The organism is Streptomyces fractus (genome assembly GCF_049844455.1).
GTDB lineage: Bacteria > Actinomycetota > Actinomycetes > Streptomycetales > Streptomycetaceae > Streptomyces > Streptomyces fractus.
In genome coordinates this window covers 8,512,960-8,530,390 of record NZ_JBMYHI010000002.1, presented here as the reverse complement: position 1 = coordinate 8,530,390, position 17,431 = coordinate 8,512,960, and the positions used below count along the sequence as shown (strand labels likewise).

The following is a 17,431-nucleotide window of genomic DNA, read 5'->3' as shown; positions in this document are numbered from 1 at the left end:
CGCCTCACCTTCGGCGGCAACCTGATCCAGCCCGGCACCGACTCCTCCCCCTCGCCCTCACCTAGGCCCGGGCCGCCGCACAAGGCAACGCCGGCCGAGGACGTCCGGCCGCTATCGTCGCCAGATGCCTGAAGCTCCTGAGAAGTTCAACACCGCGATGACCACCTGGCAGGACTGGCAGGACGCCCCCTGGGGCCGACTGCGCTACTCGATCGCCGAGGCAAACCTGCTCCGTCACCTTGGCGACCTGGGCGGCGAATCGTTGCGGATACTCGACCTCGCCGGCGGCGACGGCTCAGACGCCATCCGCCTCGCGGCCCGCGGGCACCATGTCACCATCGTTGACTACGCACCCGCCATGCTCGCAGCGGCCACCGAGCGAGCCGTGGCAGGCGGCGTGACGGATCTGATCCACTGCGTCGAGGCCGATGCGACCAACCTGCCCCGCGACCTCGCCGGCGGGGAATTCGATGTCGTGCTCTGCCACAACCTCCTGCAATACATGGACGACGTCTCAGGCACTCTCGCCTCGGCACTCTCCCCGCTGAAGGCCGGGGGCCTGGTCTCCGTCATGGCGATCAACCAGCATGCGGCGCCCTTGAACATCGCCGTCCGGGAGATGGATCCCGCGGCCGCACTCGCCGCACTCGACACCGATCAGGCGCGGACGCAGATGTTCAACTCGGCGTTGACGCTCCACACAGCAGAAGAGATCATCCACACCCTGCGGGAACTCGGATGCCAGGACATCGCCCACTACGGCATCCGCAGCTTCTGCGACTACATCACCGACGACGCACGCAAGCACGAACCGGCCTTCTACGCAGACCTCGAACGCCTCGAACTCGCCACCACCGCCCGGCCTCCCTACATGCACACTGCCCGGCTCTTCCAGCTCACCGCGTGGAAACCGAGCTAGAGATCGCCCCTTCGCGGTGTCAGTTCTCACCGACATTTCGAGGCTCTCTGCGTTCCTGCCGGCCGACGACACGCTTCCGCAACTGGTCGGCCACTGCACGCCGACCGCCCGCATCACCGCCTACAAGCACTGGCCCGGCCGGCCAGCCGGACGAGAGCCTGTGTCACCGTCCTCGTACACAGGCCGCCCACCGATCAGAACAAGCCGCACCAAATCGGCATCCAGGTGCGCCAATGCCTCCGCCAGCGGAGTGTGCAGGAGTACGAGGTCGGCCCGTCGCCCTCCCTCAATACGGTGGGGCGCGCTGCCCGGCCACCGTGCCGGGGAGAGGTATCCCTCCAACGCCTGCGCGGGCCCCAGCCGTTCACTCGGTGCGACGACGGCTCCGGACGGGGTGTCCCGCTGCACGGCCGCCCGCATCACCGCCCACGGGTCCAGTGGCCCGTACGGCGCGTCACTGGACAGGCCGAGGGGTACGCCCGCCGCGCGCAGTGAGGCGCAGCGGTACAGGTCGCCGTGCTCGTCCGCCGGGGTGCCGGACAAGTAGGCGTCTCCGCGATCGGCGAGGAACCCCGGTTGTGTCACCACACTCAGGCCCAACTCCCTGATGGTGGGCAGGACTTCGGCCGGGATCAGGGACGCGTGCTCAAGCCGATCACCCGGCAACGTACCGACCTGCTCCAAGGCCGCGAGGAGCAGCAACAGTGACACCCGGGTCACGCAGTGCACGGCTACCGGACGGCCGGCGCGGTGGGCAACGTCGATGGCCAGGGTCAGCTGTTCGAGGTCGGGCAGACCGGAGTCGGCGAGCACGATCTTCCAGGGGCCGGGCTCCGGTCCGTTCCGGTCGCGGTCCGGCCGGAGACTTCCGTCGAGTGGTGCGCCGAGCACTTGGACCCTCTGCGGCACTTCACCGACGGCCACCGCCTCGGTGAGCGCGTCGATCGTGCCCTGATCAAGACGGGGCGTGGCGTCGGTGACCGCGGTGATTCCGTATCGGGCGAGCCGTCGCCCCAGCTCGGCGAGCGAGGGCGGCGCGGTGGCAGGCAGCCGAGTTCGCAGCCAGTCGTCCGCCCGCCACAACCTCCCGGTGGGGCGGCCCTCGCCGTCCCGCTCCACACCAGGGTGCTCGGCCGTGTGCAGCCCAACGGCGTTCATGGCACGGGAGTTGAGCACCCACAGGGCACCGCTACGGTGCTGGACACGGACCGGCAGGTCATCGCGCAGCCGGTCAAGGCGCTCCGCGTCCAACTCGCCTGCCACCGACTCGTGGTAGCGCACACCCCGGATCCAGCCGTGTGTGTCCGGCGCGGCCCGGCGCAATGCCTCCGCGAGTCCCTGGGCGTCCTGCACGGCGGCGGGGCCGCAGGGCAGCGATGCGAGGTCGGCGGCGGTGGCGTAGAGGTGCAGGTGATGGTCTGTCAGCCCGGGCAGCAGCGCTCCCCCGCGTGCCTGGACCACCCGCTCCCCGCCACTCGCGCGTGGCAGCTTCCGGCCCAACTCCCGTACGCGCCCGGCCCCGACCCGGACATCGAGCACCACGCCGTCGAGTTCCGCGTCGCGGATCAGCAGTCCGGTCACGGTGCGGGAATCCCGAGCCGGCGCAGCACCGTGGTGGTGTCCGCGCCCATCTCGGCGGCGGCACCGAGCGGCGTACGGGCCACGGGACGCGCCACCGGAACCGTCTGCCCGCCGGTGTCCACCACCCAACCGTCCGCATCAGCCGAAACGTGCGCCACAGGCAGCGACTCCCCTGGCAACGTCGCTGCCACCACGTCCGCCATGGACACCTCCCACAACACACCACGCCCGCCCGGCGGTTCGGACAGCGCGAGCGCGGCTGCGGTCAGCCCCGTGAGCGGATCGGCGATCGCGTCACCGCAGAACACCGGTGCGCCCTCGCGGTCAAGGGCCAGCAGCCCGCCGGCGGCGGCCACGTCGTCACCGAAACCCACCCGGTCCGAGTCCCGCCCATAGGCCGTGATCGACACCCAGGTGCAGCCACGCTCCACCTCCTGCCCCGCATCCAGGCCGAAGCCGGCCAGAGCCCGGGGCCGTGACGCCTCGATGACGATGTCCGCGCGACGCACCAGCGCGTGCATCGCCGCCCTGCCGGCCGGATCGGCGGGGTCCAGGGCCACTGAGCGGTGCCCGGCGTGGAGCAGATCGTAGAAGGACTCTTCGCCTTTACGCATCCCGTCCGGCCGGGTCGGCACCTCGACCTTGACCACCTCCGCTCCGGCCAGGCCGAGCAGGTGTGCACACAGTGGCCCGGCCCACAGGGCGCTGAAATCCACGACCAGCATGCCGCGCACCGAGCGCGGCCGCCCCGGGCCCGGTACCGCACGGGCCGCTGGTCCGCTTCCCGTACCCGGCATCGCGCGAACCGACCCGGCCGCGAGCCCCAACAGCTCGGCGCGCTCGTCCAGTTCGGCGCCGTTGTGCCGGTCCAGCCAGTCGCTGATCCGCTGCGGCAGCAGCTCGTCGAGCTCGTGCCCAATGAGCGCGCTCCACAGCAGCGGGTCGTCGGGACGCGCGCACGACGCCGCTGCCCAGCCGTCCCGGGTGGGCAGCAGGCGACAGCTGCCGCCCACGGACAGCCGTCCCTGACGGCCACGGCCCGTCAACGCCGCACGCTCCGCCAGGAGTTGCCGGCCATCTACCCGTACGGATCGCCCTGCCTCGACAGCGGCCCGCTCGACATGGCGAGCCATCCGCCCGGCCCAGGAGGCGGCGCGGCCCACCGGCACCATGGGCAGCCCGGCGCCATGGCCGGTCAGCCACATCGCTCCGCTCGCCGCCCAGTCACGCGCCGCTTCGGCAGGAGATTCGGACACCTGTGTCACCATGCCAGGATGCCATGGTCGGTGTGGTGTCCTCAGGCGTGGTTTCACGGACTCCACGGCAACCGAAGAACGGGACCGGTCGGCGGCGCCCGGCCCCAGGACGTCCGACGGACCACACGACGTCCCGGCGCGTCCGGGCCCGGAGGGAGAACCGTGACACCACCCCCTGGACTGATCACTGTCGAGGAACTGGCGGCAGGTGCGGCCCACACCACACTGCTCGACGAACACGGAACGATCCGTGACCCGCTCGTCGTCGTCGACCTGGACCGGCAATCCGCCTCCGAAGCCGTACGCCGGCGCGCTCTGGAGCAGGCTGCAAGCTGTGACCGGCTGCTGGTCGGGCTGACCCGCACGACACACCCTCCCGCGGACCTGCTCGAAGTACTGGACCTGACCCTGGCGCCCGCCGGCGAAACGGAATCGGACCTGCGCACCGTCACCGTGGACGCCCCAGAAGCAGCGGCTCAGTCCGTGCAACGCGCAGCAACCGACCATCCTGCGGCGGCAGTTGTACTCGGCGGCCTCCTGCGCGCCGCAGCCCGTAGCACCGTCGACCAGGCGCTCGACGCCGAATCGCTCTCCTATTCCACCCTCCTCGCCGGAGCGGACTTCGCGCACTGGCTGCACACCCACGGGCCTCGCCCGGCTCCACCGCCCGCGACGGCCGACACCGTGCTCATCACCCGCGACGACAAGGTCCTGAACCTCACCCTCAACCGGCCCGAGCGGCGCAACGCCTACGGCCGGGAACTGCGCGACGCACTCGTCTCCGCCCTCGACATCGCCCTGCTCGACCCCACCATCACCCAGGTGATCCTGGACGGCAACGGCCCGTCCTTCTGCTCCGGCGGCGACCTCGGAGAGTTCGGCATCGCCACGGACTTGGCGGCCGCGCACATGATCCGCACCCGCGGCGGCGCCGCACGTCCCCTGCACCGGCTACGCGACCGGGTCACCGTGCACGTACACGGCAGCTGCGTCGGCGCCGGCATCGAGCTCCCGGCCTTCGCCTCCCGGATCGTCGCCGCCCCCGGAACCCAATTCCGCCTGCCGGAACTCAGCATGGGCCTGATCCCCGGAGCCGGCGGAACCGTCAGCATTCCGCGGCGCATCGGCCGCTGGCGGACGCTCTACCTCGTCCTCACCGGCTGCGCGCTGCCGGCGGACCGGGCGTTGAGCTGGGGGTTGGTCGATGACCTGCAAATGACTGGCAGTTGAGGCCCGTAGGCCGGGCCCTACGGGGCGGGCGAGCGTGGGCACCGGCGGCCTGCGCCTCATCTTGCCTGTCTTCAGGAGGCCAGTGCGGCGAAGAGGTCGGGGATCAATACCGCGTTGGGATTGGTCAGCGGGACGTTGAGCAGTGGTTTGTCGGAACCGGTCTGGTAGATGCGGATGATGCCGTCGTGTGTGACGCGGACGGACTCCCAGGGCAGGTCGAGCCGTGGCCTGGTGCACGTGATGCCGGCCTCGCTGACGTTCACGCTGCCGCCGACCGTGATGGTCTCGCCGCGGCGCACCCGGGCGAGCAACTGTGTGAGCAGGCGGGGTTCCACGTACTGCCTGACCAGGTTCACCAGGAAGGCCCACTCGGGTGGCTGTTCGGCCCGGCGGCCCGACTCGTAGAAGTCCACGCGGACCAGGGGCGCGCCGTAGTACGGGTATCGGCCCACCAGGAAGTCCCACGTGCTGTGGTGGGTCGTCGGGTACAGGAAGCGCTTGGTGGCGGTGTGGGTCGCCGCGTAGGCGACCCATTCCACCTGATCGAGCGCGATCGACTTCTTGCCGTAGGTGATCGCCGCTGGACTGGCGTGGAGAGGTTTGCGGCCGATTCGTGTATCGAGCACCGGCCCCGCGTCGGCCGGCCCGGCCGGTGCGTGCCGCTCGGTGGGCTTTGCCGACTCGTTGTTCCGGGGTCCCGTGGGCCCCGGCGTCGTACGGGAGGTGACCCCTGGCGCGTTGCTGGGGTGGCCGGGGCCGTCGGTGCCTGAGACGTATGCGGACAGCCAGGCGGGGGTGTGGTCGCGGGGGTAGGCAGCCAGGTCGTTGCGGTAGTGCTCGCGAGCCAGGAGGTCTTCGTCGGGGAAGGGCTCGTCGCCGTAGTCGTAGTCCGTCGTGACGTTGGCGCCCGTCTGTGGGGTGTGGCTGACGGAGAGTTGCAGGCGCCACCACGGTCCGGCCGGCATGCGCGCGGCGAGGTGTCTTTGCCGGCGGACCAGCACGGCCACCTGTTCGGGAACGGGGACCTCGGTGCTCCGCTTCCCTGAGCGGAAGCGCAGGTGGGCGACCTCGGCGGAGACGGTGAAGGAGAAGACGGCGGTGAATCGGTCCCATCCCGGCGGGCCGAGCAGGGCCAGTTGCTGCGCGATCGGGCCGACCAGTTGGGATGCCCTGGCCGCGATCACTTCCGTAGAGGGGACTTCGACAGTGAACGAGCTGATGCCGGCGACGTTGCCCGACTCGGCCTCGAGACGCATCACCTCGTCCTTGAGACCGGTCATGAACCGATCCCCGGCAGGGGGACGGCGAACGTAGGTCTCCTCGGCGGTGAACATCTGCTCCGCCTGGTGCGGGGGGATCGAGCTGGAGATTTCCTTGACCCGCCCGATGTCGCTGATCAGGAACACGGAGCGGCCCACCGGCATGTCCAGGAAGGCCATCGGGTCGCTGTCGTCGACGTCCACGGGCGCGAACACACTCCAGCCCGCCGCGAAACGATCCGCCGTCAGACCCTGCGTCGGGTAGTCCAGACCACGTACCTGGATATATTCCACGACCCGCGCGATCGCCTGTTCCGCCGTCAGCCGCCCGTACTCGGGCGCCGGGACATCGTCGAGCGGGTGGCGTGCGGCAGACGACGGTCCCTGGTAGTGGTGCGTGAGATCGAACCAGAGACAGATCTCCTGGGCGGCCTCGACCGCGACGTCGGCCGCGAGCACTGACCACGAGCTGTCGGTGTCGCGCCCGTAGAGCGTGACCACATCGCTGTCGTTGCGGCCCGACAGCACGTAGTCCGACTCGTGGAGCTCTCCGAACGCGACGGCCTCCGCGTGCGTGGGAGTCGTGGAGCTGACGCGCTCCCCGAACCGCTCGCCGTCCACGCCGATGGCGGTCAGCGAAAAGGCGTTGTCCGCGGCAGGGGCGTTCGCGTGGCCGGACGCGGGCTCGTCGTCCCAGGCCGGCCTCGGCCCGCACGCGGCGTCATGCTGCCGGCGCAGTTCCACGACGACAGGGGCGGGGGCGTCGGCGGCGATGAGGGTCCAGGCGCCGGTGGCGTCTCTTCCGTAAAGGGTGATCTCGTGACCGTGGCGGACCGACACATAGTTGGACCGATGACTGTCACCCAGAGCGGCGGCTTCACCAGGTTCCGGCGCCGTGGCGAGGGTGCGCTCGCCGAGCCGCTTTCCGTCCGCGTCGGTGGCAGCCATCACGTAGTCGGCCATCAGTCCTGCTCCCATCCATGCCGAAGGGAGGAGTGCAGACCACCTGCACACCGGGTGGCAGGCAACGCCGGCCCACCGGTGGCCGACGCCCACATGGTGCTTGCTCCACCGACGCAGCACCCTGCCACACGCGGCGAGTTGGGCGTAGTGGGGCGACTGGACGGGATCTGTGAAGGCCCATCAGGAAGGCGAGAGTGAGGCCGAAGGACTCGCCCTCACCCCTGGCGGGGCCGCCTACGAGGCAGGCGTGATGCGGACGGTCGCCGAGCGGGGGCCGCGTCCGAGCATCGGCTCCAGGTACGGGCTGGGCGCGTACTTGGTCGGTAGGCGGCATCGACGGCGTCGAGGACGGAGCCGGCGGCGGGGTCGGCGGGGTCGAAGCGCACCGGGTACTCGGTGCCGGCGATGTGGATCCGTCCGCCCCGCTGCGTCATCGCGGCCCGGTACCAGCGGGATTCGGGGCCGTTGTAGGGGCGGACGTAGAGATCACCGACCGCGACGACGGACCAGATCCAGGTTGGCGTGCCGCAGGTGACGCCGTCCTCGCGAAACGGTGAGATGTGCAGGTCGTCGACTGCTGCGAACGAGCGCAGCCGTGCCGGGTCCCAGGTGCTCATGATGGTCTCCTTGGCAAGTCAGGGACGGCCCGGCGCCGGGGTGTGGTGGTAAGCGTGCCGCACCCCGGCCGGGTGCCCTGGTTCGGGGCGGTGTTCAGTGGGTGGTGTATCCGCCGTCGACGGGCAGGGCGACGCCGACCACGAAACTGGCGCCGGGGCTGCACAGCCACAGGGCCGCCGCAGCGACTTCCTCGGCCTGGCCGAGGCGCCCGATGGGCTGCTCGCTCATGATCGCGGCCATGGCCTCGGCCTGTCCCTCGAGCATGTCGGCGACCATCGGGGTCTCGATCACGCCGGGGCACACCGCGTTGATGCGGATGCCCTTGGGCGCGTACTCGACCGCGGCGCTCTTGGTCAGGCCGATCACACCGTGCTTGGAGGCGTGGTACGCGGCGCGCTCGGGCAGGCCGACGAGCCCGCCGAGGGAAGAGCAGTTGACGATGGCGCCGGAGCCCTGGGTGCGCATCTGGCGCAGTTCGTGCTTTTGGGCGGCCCACACTCCACGCAGGTTGACGCTGTTGACGCGGTCGAAGTTCTCGGCCGTCTCGTCGGCGGCGTCCGAGGGCGGGACCTGGATGCCGGCGTTGTTGAAGGCCATGTCGAGGCGGCCGTAGGTGTCCACCGCGCTCTGGACCATGGCGGCGGCCTGCTCCTCGTCCGTGACGTCGCACCCCACGCCGATGGCCTGGTGCCCGGCGTCGGTGAGCTCCTTCGCGGCCGCCTGCACGGCGGCCTCGTTCATGTCGGCCAGCACGACGGCCGCACCGGCCTCGGCGAAGGCGCGGGCGGCGGCCAGGCCCATTCCGGAGGCGGCGCCGGTGACCAGGGCGACCTGGCCTTCGAAGTTGTACTGCGGGTTCATACTCAGGGTTCCGATCTCTGGGGCGGGCGGGCCCGAGGTGCGGGGCGCCGCCGCGTGGAGGGGTGTGCTGGAGGGGTGTGTTCGAGGGGTGTTTCAGGGGTGCAGCAGGGTCTTGATGGCGCGGCGCTCGTCCATGGCCCGATAGCCGTTGATGCCTCGGTAGTCCCACAGGTCCGAGCCGCACACGCACGTGGCGACGGTGCGGATCACCGCATCGGTGGGTAGCTGGAGGGTGGCCTTGGGCCGGTCCTCGATCCGTACGTCGTGCGGGGCGTGAAGGACGGTTGCGCGCATGATCATTTCCGTAATCGCGAGGGGTGCAGTACTGGCGGTGCGGGGAGGGCCGGAGGATTCGATGTCCGTGAGATGGCGTGGGATGGAGAGAGATGGAGAGAGGCGGGACGGTCCCCAGGACGCGGCAGGCGACCGTGATCACGGAGAGGGCCTTGCCTTGCCTACACGGAGGGCGAGCTTCCCGGGCTGCGGACGCAGCCCTTCGGGCTGCTTGTCTTCCGCCATCACCCACTCCTTTCCGTGCGGAGCCCCAGCGTGTTCCCGCAACCGCGGGCAGTGACATCGCCTTCCGTTCCGCCTTGCCCGGGCGGCGCGTGCCACTTGCTGCAGCGGCGGCCGTCTGCTGGCCTGACATCGATGAAACGGCAGGTCACGCACGTGCGGAAGGACCCGCTGTTACGTGTACTGGCAGGGCACCCCTCGCACGCCGCGATCGTCGTAGCCTCGAAGACATGGACAACCGAAGCGAGGTCCGCGAGTTCCTCACCAGCCGCCGCGCCAAGATCACCCCGCAGCAGGCGGGCCTGCCCGTCGCGGGCCACCGCCGGGTCAAGGGGCTGCGCCGCGAGGAGGTCGCGATGCTCGCCGGGGTCAGCGCCGAGTACTACGCCCGCATGGAGCGCGGAAACCTCTCCGGCACCTCCGAAGCCGTCCTGGACTCCCTGGCCCGCGCACTCCAGCTCGACGAGTCCGAGCGTGCCCACCTCATGGACCTGGCCCGGGCGGCCAGCGCGCCCCGCCGGCCCGCCCGCCGCCGCACGGCGCAGCCCATCCGCCCCGCCCTGCAACAGCTCCTCGACGCGATGACCGACGCGCCCGCGTTCATCCGCAACGGCCGCCTCGACATCCTCGCCACCAACCGGCTCGGCAAGGCCCTGTACTGGCCGCTGTTCCAGGACCCCGCGCGGCCGGTCAACATGGCCCGCTACCAGTTCCTGAACCCCGGTGCCGAGCAGTACATGACCGAACTCGACCACCAGAGGGCCGCGGCCGCCGCCCTCCTGCGCACCGAGGCGGGACAGGACCCGTACAACCGCGACCTCACGGACCTGGTCGGCGAACTCTCCACCCGCAGCGCGGAGTTCCGCTCGCTGTGGGCCGCGCACGACGTGCGCCTGCACCACTCCGGCCTCAAGCGCTTCCACCACCCCGCGGTCGGCGACCTCACCCTCGCCTTCGAAGCGTTTCCCGTGCCGACCGATCCCGGTCTGACCCTCACCGCGATGAGCGCCGAGTCCGGCACCCCATCGGCAGATGGCCTCAAGCTGCTCGCCAGCTGGGCCGCCACACTCGACGGCGACCACCACCAGCCGGACGAGAAGGCCAGCAACGACCACAGCGCCACACGCCGCCCCTGAGCGGCTTCAGACTTCGTGGTGCGTTACGCACAGGCGTTACGGCAGTCCGGCACGGACTCCGTGCGGGCCCACCCGACCAGGTCGAGGGGACGTTGGCAGCAGGACACCGAGCCCAAAGGCTGCTGTCATGACGCCGTTGTCGAGGGTGAGGGTGGGCTGGTCGGTGACCACGGCCGTCTTGGCCTCCGTACGGTCCAATGAACCAACCGGGTAGAGCCGACCGGTTTCCTTGCAGCCCCTCTTCCGGTCGCCTCCAGGGTAGTTGGCCCCGAGCGTCCTGATCCCGAGCTCCACCTCGCCGGTTGTCCGCGTCGAGCACCTCGTTGAACGCCTGCTTCGCCGCGGCCGTCCTGGAGCCGCCGTCGATGTCGCGAGCGCGCATGGATCCGCTTGCATCCAGGACGAGTTCGGCCTGAGGCACCGGACTTTCGTCGGCTCCACCGACATACGCCTGGGTGGGCAGCGGGCCGCCGACGGCGGGTGCGGCCGCGAAGTCGCCTACCTGCCGGGCCCGCCCATGCGCCGGCTGACCGACCCGCACCCCGGCCGCGGCAAGACCGACGCCCGCACCCTCACCGACCGGGCGAGCTCGGGCCAGCTCTCTACCTGCCCGAGTACGGCACTCAGCCCGACACCGGCAACCGGCCAGCCCACCAGCAGCCCACTGAACGCCCCCGGCGACTGGCTCGCCCGCTGGCTCAACTTTCGCAACTTCGCGGCCACTTCCCGACTTTCTCGTACAACCCTCGGACGCCTTTACGAGTCTCCTGTTTGCCGAACGGTGGGTCACGCCTGGAACAAATTAGGGCAAACACCAACGGACCAACACCTCGTCGAAGCGGGATGTCCGCCGGACGCCTCTGTCCCCTGCAGGAGCTCAACGCATGCCCAAGCACATACGCCGCCCTACCACCCGGCCTCCGGCGCGCATCCGCGTCGCCACAGCGAACGCCTCGGCGACGCCCCTGACCGGCGGCCTCCTCGCCGCGTCGGCGCGCACGGCCGGCGCGGCGAACTCCGTCACGCACCACAAGGCGGATTTCAACGGGGAGAGTTACGGCGACGTCGCGTTCTCCATCGGCAGCGCCACTGCGTCCGGGCAAAAGAACGCCGGGGACTTCGTCGCCCTGTACGCATCGGCGAACGGCATCACGTCGGCCAAGCGCACCACCAGCCAGAACACCACCCCCTCACCCGGCTCCTCCGAGGCGGGTGACGGCTTCGGCCGGGTCAGCGCAGACGGCGACTTCACCCCCGACGGCTTCGACGACCTGGCGATCGGCGCCGAGTACGAGAAGGCCGGTACCGACCTCGACGACGCCACCGTCGCGATCCTCCAGGACTCGGCCCGCGGCCTGCCCGCCGGCACCGCCATCGCCGGCTCCGCGGCCTCCCCTCACGACCCCTGTGGCGCCACCCTCGCCGCGAACGACATCAACGGCGACGAATACCCGACGTCCGGGGCGAACACCGCCAACTGATCCGAAGCCATGAGTAGTTCATCCGGCCGGATGAGGGGCGATCCCGTCACACCGCACTGCAGGACAGGCCTGCCCGTGCTACGACGCCGGCCACCAAGGCCACCTCCTCGACCACTCATGGGTCGATCAGCACAGCAACACCACGGCTCGTCATCGTCATCGTCAACAACCCAACGAAAGGCCCGTCCATGAAGCGTACGCTCACGTTGATCACCGCTCTGGCCGTCACCGCGCTGACACCTACAGTGGCGCACGCGGCGGTCAAGAAGGCCAAGCCTCCGCTCAGTTGCGATTCCCGGACGTTCACCTCGAGACCGGGCCCGGTCTTCAGCGACCCCGAGGACGCCGACGCCCAGATGAACATCATGGGCCCGATCATCGAATCGATCAACAGCGCCAGTTGCGGGCAGACCATACGCGTCGCCATGTACTCGATCGGCAGCACGAACCCGGGCCCCGACTTCGCCAACGCCCTGATCGCCGCGCACCAACGCGGCGTCATAGTGAAGGCGCTGATGGACTCTCACAGCGACAATGCGATCTGGCAGTCGATAGTCACCGAGTTGGGCAACGACCCGCAAGCCTCCAGCTTCGCCGCGCTGTGCCCGGGCGGCTGCCTGTCCCACTTCTCCGGCTCCGCCCTGCACGCGAAGTACTACATGCTCAGCGGCGGGAGCGACGCGAACAGGACCGTGACCGTCAGCAGCGCCAACCCCACCTCCGCCCAGGCCAGAACCGCGTGGAACAGTGGCGCCACGGTCAAGGGCAACGTCGACCTGTACAACTCCTACGTCCGCTACTTCACGGCCATGTCCAAGGGGGCGCTCAACGGCCCGGGCCCGTTGGCGCCCGACTACTACGACTCCACCAGCGGCCAGGACGCCAGGACGCTGTCCCCGCCCTCCTATCAGTGGCCCAAGGATCGCTCCAGAAGCGACACCTGGGTCGACTTCCTGAACAACATCAAGGCGCCGGCCACGATCAACATCGCCATGTTCGAGTGGACCTCTCACGGGCAGCCCGGCGACCGGAATTATCTTGAGCTGCCGAAGAAGCTGGTGAGCCTGGCAAAAACCGGCGTGAAGATACAGATACTCTTCACCGCCGGCCAGGTTGACGGCAGCGTGCAGAACTACCTGAAGGACCGGCCGAATATCGACGTGCACGACACCACCCGCGGCGTCGACGCGAACGGCAACGCTCTGCACTACACGCACGACAAGTACATGATGGTCAGCGGCGGTTACGCGGGGGCGTCCAACTCCAGAGTCGTGTTCGTCGGCTCCTCGAACTGGACGAGCAACGGCGTCTGGCACAACGACGAGTCGGACCTGAAGCTGGTCGGCCAGTCCAGCTACGACATGTTCAAGACGGACTGGCAGAACCAGTTCAACCGCTGCTGTGGGACCGTGGCGCGGCAGTTGAAGGCCGAGGAGCGCGCCGAGAATACGGCACCCGAGATTCCGGTCGACCCGAATCAGGTCGAGGAATAGGCCTTCCCGGTCCCCGCCATCCGGCTACTTGCCGAACCCTGCCGTGAGGCCGTCGAGCAACTGCCGGCGGCCGAACGGTACTGCATCAAGGTCGGCAGCGTGGTGGGGACGACGACGGCGAAGACGGCCGGGACGTTGACACCGTCCTGGCCCCGTTGCACTTCACGCAGAAGCTGGCCCTTGAACCGGCAGACCGTGCGCCGCCAGCCGTACCTCAACACCCGCTTCGCCGAGGCCGGAGGCCGGGTCAGCGGCAGCCGTCTGTTCCTGGAACTCCAGGCCCGCGGCTACCGCGGCAGCCGTGCGGTGGTCCGCAAGTACCTCGCCGCGCTGCCGGCCGGGAACGCCGAGCCGGTCCGCGCGGACATCCCGAGCCCACGCAAGATCACCGGCTGGATCATGCGGCCCCGCGATGCACTCACGGACCACCAGGAGGAAGAGCTCCTCCAAGTCCGCCTCGCCTGCCCGGACATCGCCCGGGCCTGCGACCTCGCCCGCGTCTTCCACGAACTCGTCCGCCACCGGCACGGCGACCTGCTGCTGGAGTGGATCCGCCAGGCCGAGCAGGACGTACCGGCGCCGATCCGCAACTTCGCCGGGTTCCTGCGCCAGGACCTCGACGCCGCCACCGCAGGGCTCACGCTCACCTACAGCTCCGGCGTCGTCGAGGGACACGTCCACCGTTTAAGACGATCAAGCGGCAGATGTACGGCAGCGGAACGTTCCAACTCCTGCGTACCCGCGTCGTGTTGCGATCGTGACCGTCACGAGATGTCGCCCAGACCCATTCTCAAGGAGCGCCATCATCACGTGTGGCCGCCGGATGTGACGTGCTCCGTGGATCGCAATCCTCGGTAGCGTGGCCATCTGCTGGATGGGTGTCCACGTGTCCGGCTGGTCCGTGCAAGGGTCCCGACGGAGAGTGCTGAGGCGGCAATGAGTGAACTGAGGAAGCCCGAGGTCGATGTTCCGGAAGGTGACGCTCCTGCCGAACTGACCATCCGGGACCTGATCGTCGGGGACGGAGCTGAGGTGAAACCCGGCATGGTGGTCAAGGCCCACTATGTCGGGGTGACCTTCGAGTCCGGGAAGGAATTCGATGCCTCCTGGGACCGGGGCGAGCCGTTCAAGTTCGCCGTAGGCGGTGGCAGGGTCATCAAAGGCTGGGACCGGGGAGTGCGGGGCATGAAGGTCGGCGGTCGGCGCGAGATCATCGTTCCCCCGCGTCTCGGCTACGGCAACCAGTCGCCCTCGCCGTTGATTCCGGCGGGCTCAACCCTCGTCTTCGTGGTGGACCTGCTTGACGTGTATTCCAGGCAGGCCGGGTGGAGCAACGCCTAGCGTGCGCCACAGAGCGCGCGAACCCATCACCGCCGCAGGCCCAACACCCAGAATGGCCGCCCTGACGGCGCAGGTCGGCAAGGCGCCCGACGCCTTCGCCTGCCCGGAGGGCCTCCCGGCGAAGGTGGATGCCGTCATCCGTTGCCAGTTGGCGTCGGAAGGCAAGCGGTACGGGGTGACGGTCTCCGCAAAGTCGATCGTCAACGGCCAGGTCAACATGGACTTCAAGGTCGACGACGGCGCGGCAGACGTCGCGGTTGCCATCGCTCGCGACAAAGACGACTCAGTGGTCGTGTTTCCTGCGGTGCCCGCGTCGGCGAGGTACTCCAGCCGTAGATCGTGATCTCGACGGTGAGGGGCGTCGGGGCGGCAGGTGTCCAGCGTGGATCGTCTCGCCCGAGATCGCCCATGCCGTCGCGGGCGTCGGCTCCTTCTCCGTCTACCCGAGCTCACCGCGACGGAGGGCATTCCTTATCTCGCTGAGGTTCGCGATCATTGCCGGGGCCTGCTCCTGTGCTTGTTCACCGAGTCGGAGGGCGTCGTCGATCTCGCTGAGTTTCTTGGAGGACAGGACGGCCGCCCGCTCGATCAGGTCGTCCCGGGACACGGTGGTCAGCCACGTGCACGGGGTGAAGCCTGGGCGGGGGAACGCGAGCCGCAGCACGCCTTCGAGTGGCAGCCCTTCACCGGCGCCGACCGTCACTTCGATGCCCAGACCGCTGATGTCGAGGCCCGCCGGAGCGACGACCTGCATCACCTGGAACCCGGACGCGTCGTCTCCGGACAGCAGTACGACCAACCTCCGCTCGTCGAACTGGACCCACCAGACTTCGCCACGTTGCACAAGCCCTCCGATACACAGGCCGGCAGGCAGACGCTGCGCGACCTGACGCGGTGTGGAGACGGGTGCGACCACCGTTGATCTTCGGTTGGTGAAGACAAACGATCATGCGGTGGCCTCAGGTCACAGCGTAGACCCCGCCTGCCGGCAGGAGGCGTTCGAGGGCCTGTTGGGCCGGAAAGCGGGACGCTTCACACGGGTCGAATCCCGACGCCGAGCCCGGGAATTGGTACTCGGCCTGTTGTCGGACCTGCCGCGCAAGAACTGCTGGGCCATCGCCGAGTGGGCCGGGGACAGGGCCCCGGACGGCATGCAGCATCTGCACGCCGACGAGGCGGTGCTGGTGGTCGACGAGACCGGCGACGTGAAGAAGGGCACCGACACCGTTGGAGTCCAGCGACAGTGCACCGGCACCGCGGGCAGGATCGAGGACGCCCAGGTCGCCGTCTACCTGGTCTATGCCGACCGCCGCGGGCACGGCGCCAACACCGATCCGGCGGACTTCATCGCGTGGATCGCCGAGGTGATGGGCCCCAGTCACGTACGGACGCGTCAGCCGGCGAGCGCCGGGGCGCCCGGACCTGGATGGTGAGCGCGGCCAGCGCCATCATCACCGCGCCGAACACGGCCGCCACGGCGAACATCGAGAAGCCCAGGTCGGCGTGGCCGGCGGCGAGCAGTTGACCTCCCATCCACGGGCCGAAGACGGCGCCGAAGCGGCCCATCCCGGCGACCCAGCTGAGCGCGGTCGGCCGATCCTCCTCGACGTGGTGGGAGCCGACCGTCGCGTACACCATCGTCTGGCCGCTGAACAGGAGCAGCCCGGCGAGGAAGACGACGCCGTACAGCACGCCCACCGACATGTGCACACCCATCAGGTAGACGAAGACCGCGGTCAGAGCGAACCAGATGATGACGATGCGGCGCGGGCCGACGAGGTCGGCGAGGCGACCGGCGACCAGCATGCCGACGATGCCGCCGACGTTGAGGAAAGTGGAGAACAGGAGCGAGTCGCCGGTCTCGTAGCCGAGGTCGCCCATGATCTTCGGCAGCCACTGGCCGACACCGTAGACGAGCAGCAGGCCCGCGAAGGAGGTGAGCCAGAAGCACAGCGTCGTCAGCCACTGGCGGTCGCGGAAGAGGGCCTTGATGCTCTCCAGCATGTCCGCCGCGTGCCCCTTGGGCTCGGGCAGGACGAGGCCGTACTCCCCGGCCAGGCTCTGCGCGTCCGCGGTGCGGCCGCGGGTGAGCAGGTTGGTGGGCGACTCGGGCAGCATCTTGAGGGCGAGCGGCAGGAAGATCAGCGCGGGTATCGCGCCGACGAGGAACGCGGAGCGCCAGCCGAAGTCGTCGATGAGCCACAGCGCGAGCAGCGGGGCGACGGCGCCACCGGTCTGGTGGGCGGTCATGATGACACCGGTCGCCAGCGCCTTGCGGGCACCGGTGGTGAACTCCATCCCGTACGAGATGGCGATCGGCAGCAGCGCCCCGAGACCGAAGCCGCACACCAGGCGGAAGAGGCCGAACACCCCGGCGCTCTGTGCGAGTCCGCAGCCGACGGTGGCGATGGTGAAGATCACGACCGACGTGAAGACGGTCTTGCGGCGGCCCACCCAGTTGCTGACGGTGCCGGACAGGATCGTGCCGACCAGCATGCCGAGGGTGGTGTAGCTGCCGATGTCACCGGCGGTGGCGTCGTCCAGGCCGAGCGCCTTCGAGCCGAGCATGTGCGGCAGCGCGGAACCGTAGATGAACGTGTCGATGCCGTCGATGAACACCAGCGCCCAACACAGGGCGATGACGACAGTGCGGCTGCGACGGGACGGGGCGGATGCCCCGACCGAGGTCGCTGCGGAAGAGGAGGACACCTTTGTTTCCTCGTTTCCTTCTGTCCGTGAGGTGTGACGCGCACGCCAAGGGAACGGAGCGGCTCCGG

At 69.4% G+C, this 17,431-nt stretch carries 15 protein-coding genes and 3 pseudogenes; 9 read left to right on the top strand and 9 right to left on the bottom strand.

Annotated features, from left to right (window positions below; all coding sequences use genetic code 11):
• Positions 1-124: 124 nt before the first annotated feature.
• Positions 125-919, top strand: coding sequence for a class I SAM-dependent methyltransferase (locus ACP4E5_RS40810; protein ID WP_425838559.1), 795 nt, complete (start codon positions 125-127; stop codon positions 917-919).
• Between the two features lie 120 nt (positions 920-1,039).
• On the opposite strand, the gene ACP4E5_RS40805 is transcribed toward ACP4E5_RS40810, so the two are convergent.
• Positions 1,040-2,500 carry an amidohydrolase family protein gene (locus tag ACP4E5_RS40805; protein ID WP_425838556.1) on the bottom strand — a complete coding sequence of 487 codons (1,461 nt, stop codon included), beginning with the start codon at positions 2,498-2,500 and terminating at the stop codon, positions 1,040-1,042.
• Positions 2,497-3,756, bottom strand: a complete 1,260-nt coding sequence (locus ACP4E5_RS40800) for a CoA transferase (protein ID WP_425838553.1) — start codon at positions 3,754-3,756, stop codon at positions 2,497-2,499. Before ACP4E5_RS40800 ends, ACP4E5_RS40805 begins: the two co-directional genes overlap by 4 nt.
• A gap of 162 nt (positions 3,757-3,918) precedes the next feature.
• Between ACP4E5_RS40800 and ACP4E5_RS40795 the strand changes: the two genes are divergently transcribed.
• On the top strand, positions 3,919-4,986 hold the full coding sequence (locus ACP4E5_RS40795) for an enoyl-CoA hydratase/isomerase family protein (protein ID WP_425838551.1): 1,068 nt from the start codon (positions 3,919-3,921) through the stop codon (positions 4,984-4,986).
• A 71-nt stretch (positions 4,987-5,057) separates the two neighbouring features.
• On the opposite strand, the gene ACP4E5_RS40790 is transcribed toward ACP4E5_RS40795, so the two are convergent.
• The 4 genes and pseudogenes from ACP4E5_RS40790 to ACP4E5_RS40775 form a co-directional block, all read right to left on the bottom strand.
• Positions 5,058-7,208 carry a hypothetical protein gene (locus ACP4E5_RS40790; protein WP_425838548.1) on the bottom strand — a complete coding sequence of 717 codons (2,151 nt, stop codon included), beginning with the start codon at positions 7,206-7,208 and terminating at the stop codon, positions 5,058-5,060.
• 215 nt (positions 7,209-7,423) lie between these two features.
• A complete protein-coding gene (locus ACP4E5_RS40785; RefSeq protein WP_425838545.1) occupies positions 7,424-7,825 on the bottom strand; it encodes a DUF2255 family protein in 402 nt (133 codons plus the stop codon).
• A gap of 94 nt (positions 7,826-7,919) precedes the next feature.
• Complete coding sequence (locus tag ACP4E5_RS40780; protein WP_425838542.1) at positions 7,920-8,687, bottom strand: glucose 1-dehydrogenase; 768 nt, start codon at positions 8,685-8,687, stop codon at positions 7,920-7,922.
• A gap of 153 nt (positions 8,688-8,840) precedes the next feature.
• Positions 8,841-8,981: pseudogene (locus ACP4E5_RS40775) on the bottom strand (IMP dehydrogenase); the annotation flags it as partial.
• A gap of 452 nt (positions 8,982-9,433) precedes the next feature.
• On the opposite strand from ACP4E5_RS40775, the gene ACP4E5_RS40770 reads away from it, so the two are divergent.
• Positions 9,434-10,339, top strand: a complete 906-nt coding sequence (locus tag ACP4E5_RS40770; RefSeq protein WP_425838539.1) for a helix-turn-helix transcriptional regulator — start codon at positions 9,434-9,436, stop codon at positions 10,337-10,339.
• Positions 10,340-10,489: 150 nt separating this feature from the next.
• On the opposite strand, the pseudogene ACP4E5_RS40765 reads toward ACP4E5_RS40770, so the two are convergent.
• Positions 10,490-10,880: pseudogene (locus ACP4E5_RS40765) on the bottom strand (vWA domain-containing protein); the annotation flags it as partial.
• Between the two features lie 343 nt (positions 10,881-11,223).
• On the opposite strand from ACP4E5_RS40765, the gene ACP4E5_RS40760 reads away from it, so the two are divergent.
• From ACP4E5_RS40760 to ACP4E5_RS40740, 5 genes are all read left to right on the top strand, one after another.
• Complete coding sequence (locus ACP4E5_RS40760) at positions 11,224-11,820, top strand: hypothetical protein (RefSeq protein ID WP_425838537.1); 597 nt, start codon at positions 11,224-11,226, stop codon at positions 11,818-11,820.
• A 188-nt stretch (positions 11,821-12,008) separates the two neighbouring features.
• Positions 12,009-13,313, top strand: coding sequence for a phospholipase D-like domain-containing protein (locus ACP4E5_RS40755; protein WP_425838534.1), 1,305 nt, complete (start codon positions 12,009-12,011; stop codon positions 13,311-13,313).
• A 180-nt stretch (positions 13,314-13,493) separates the two neighbouring features.
• The gene (locus ACP4E5_RS40750; protein WP_425838531.1) at positions 13,494-14,171 is read left to right on the top strand and encodes a hypothetical protein; all 678 of its coding nucleotides are present in this window, start codon (positions 13,494-13,496) and stop codon (positions 14,169-14,171) included.
• 78 nt (positions 14,172-14,249) lie between these two features.
• On the top strand, positions 14,250-14,654 hold the full coding sequence (locus ACP4E5_RS40745) for an FKBP-type peptidyl-prolyl cis-trans isomerase (protein ID WP_425838528.1): 405 nt from the start codon (positions 14,250-14,252) through the stop codon (positions 14,652-14,654).
• 52 nt (positions 14,655-14,706) lie between these two features.
• A complete protein-coding gene (locus ACP4E5_RS40740) occupies positions 14,707-14,997 on the top strand; it encodes a DUF4333 domain-containing protein (RefSeq protein WP_425838525.1) in 291 nt (96 codons plus the stop codon).
• Positions 14,998-15,093: 96 nt separating this feature from the next.
• Here ACP4E5_RS40740 and ACP4E5_RS40735 read toward each other — a convergent pair whose 3' ends face one another.
• Positions 15,094-15,498, bottom strand: coding sequence for a type II toxin-antitoxin system PemK/MazF family toxin (locus tag ACP4E5_RS40735; RefSeq protein WP_425838522.1), 405 nt, complete (start codon positions 15,496-15,498; stop codon positions 15,094-15,096).
• A 109-nt stretch (positions 15,499-15,607) separates the two neighbouring features.
• On the opposite strand from ACP4E5_RS40735, the pseudogene ACP4E5_RS40730 reads away from it, so the two are divergent.
• A pseudogene (locus ACP4E5_RS40730) lies at positions 15,608-15,979 on the top strand (transposase); the annotation flags it as partial.
• 19 nt (positions 15,980-15,998) lie between these two features.
• Here ACP4E5_RS40730 and ACP4E5_RS40725 read toward each other — a convergent pair.
• Positions 15,999-17,363, bottom strand: coding sequence for an MFS transporter (locus ACP4E5_RS40725; RefSeq protein WP_425838519.1), 1,365 nt, complete (start codon positions 17,361-17,363; stop codon positions 15,999-16,001).
• Positions 17,364-17,431: the final 68 nt, after the last annotated feature.

What these genes read in the sequence shown, in the direction of transcription:
- ACP4E5_RS40810 (WP_425838559.1), top strand. Translation starts at nt 125, where the DNA reads ATGCCTGAAGCTCCTGAGAAGTTCAACACCGCGATGACCACCTGGCAG.
- ACP4E5_RS40770 (WP_425838539.1), top strand. Translation starts at nt 9,434, where the DNA reads ATGGACAACCGAAGCGAGGTCCGCGAGTTCCTCACCAGCCGCCGCGCC.
- ACP4E5_RS40745 (WP_425838528.1), top strand. Translation starts at nt 14,250, where the DNA reads ATGAGTGAACTGAGGAAGCCCGAGGTCGATGTTCCGGAAGGTGACGCT.
- ACP4E5_RS40755 (WP_425838534.1), top strand. Translation starts at nt 12,009, where the DNA reads ATGAAGCGTACGCTCACGTTGATCACCGCTCTGGCCGTCACCGCGCTG.
- ACP4E5_RS40760 (WP_425838537.1), top strand. Translation starts at nt 11,224, where the DNA reads ATGCCCAAGCACATACGCCGCCCTACCACCCGGCCTCCGGCGCGCATC.
- ACP4E5_RS40785 (WP_425838545.1), bottom strand. Translation starts at nt 7,825, where the DNA reads ATGAGCACCTGGGACCCGGCACGGCTGCGCTCGTTCGCAGCAGTCGAC.
- ACP4E5_RS40740 (WP_425838525.1), top strand. Translation starts at nt 14,707, where the DNA reads ATGGCCGCCCTGACGGCGCAGGTCGGCAAGGCGCCCGACGCCTTCGCC.
- ACP4E5_RS40790 (WP_425838548.1), bottom strand. Translation starts at nt 7,208, where the DNA reads ATGGCCGACTACGTGATGGCTGCCACCGACGCGGACGGAAAGCGGCTC.
- ACP4E5_RS40780 (WP_425838542.1), bottom strand. Translation starts at nt 8,687, where the DNA reads ATGAACCCGCAGTACAACTTCGAAGGCCAGGTCGCCCTGGTCACCGGC.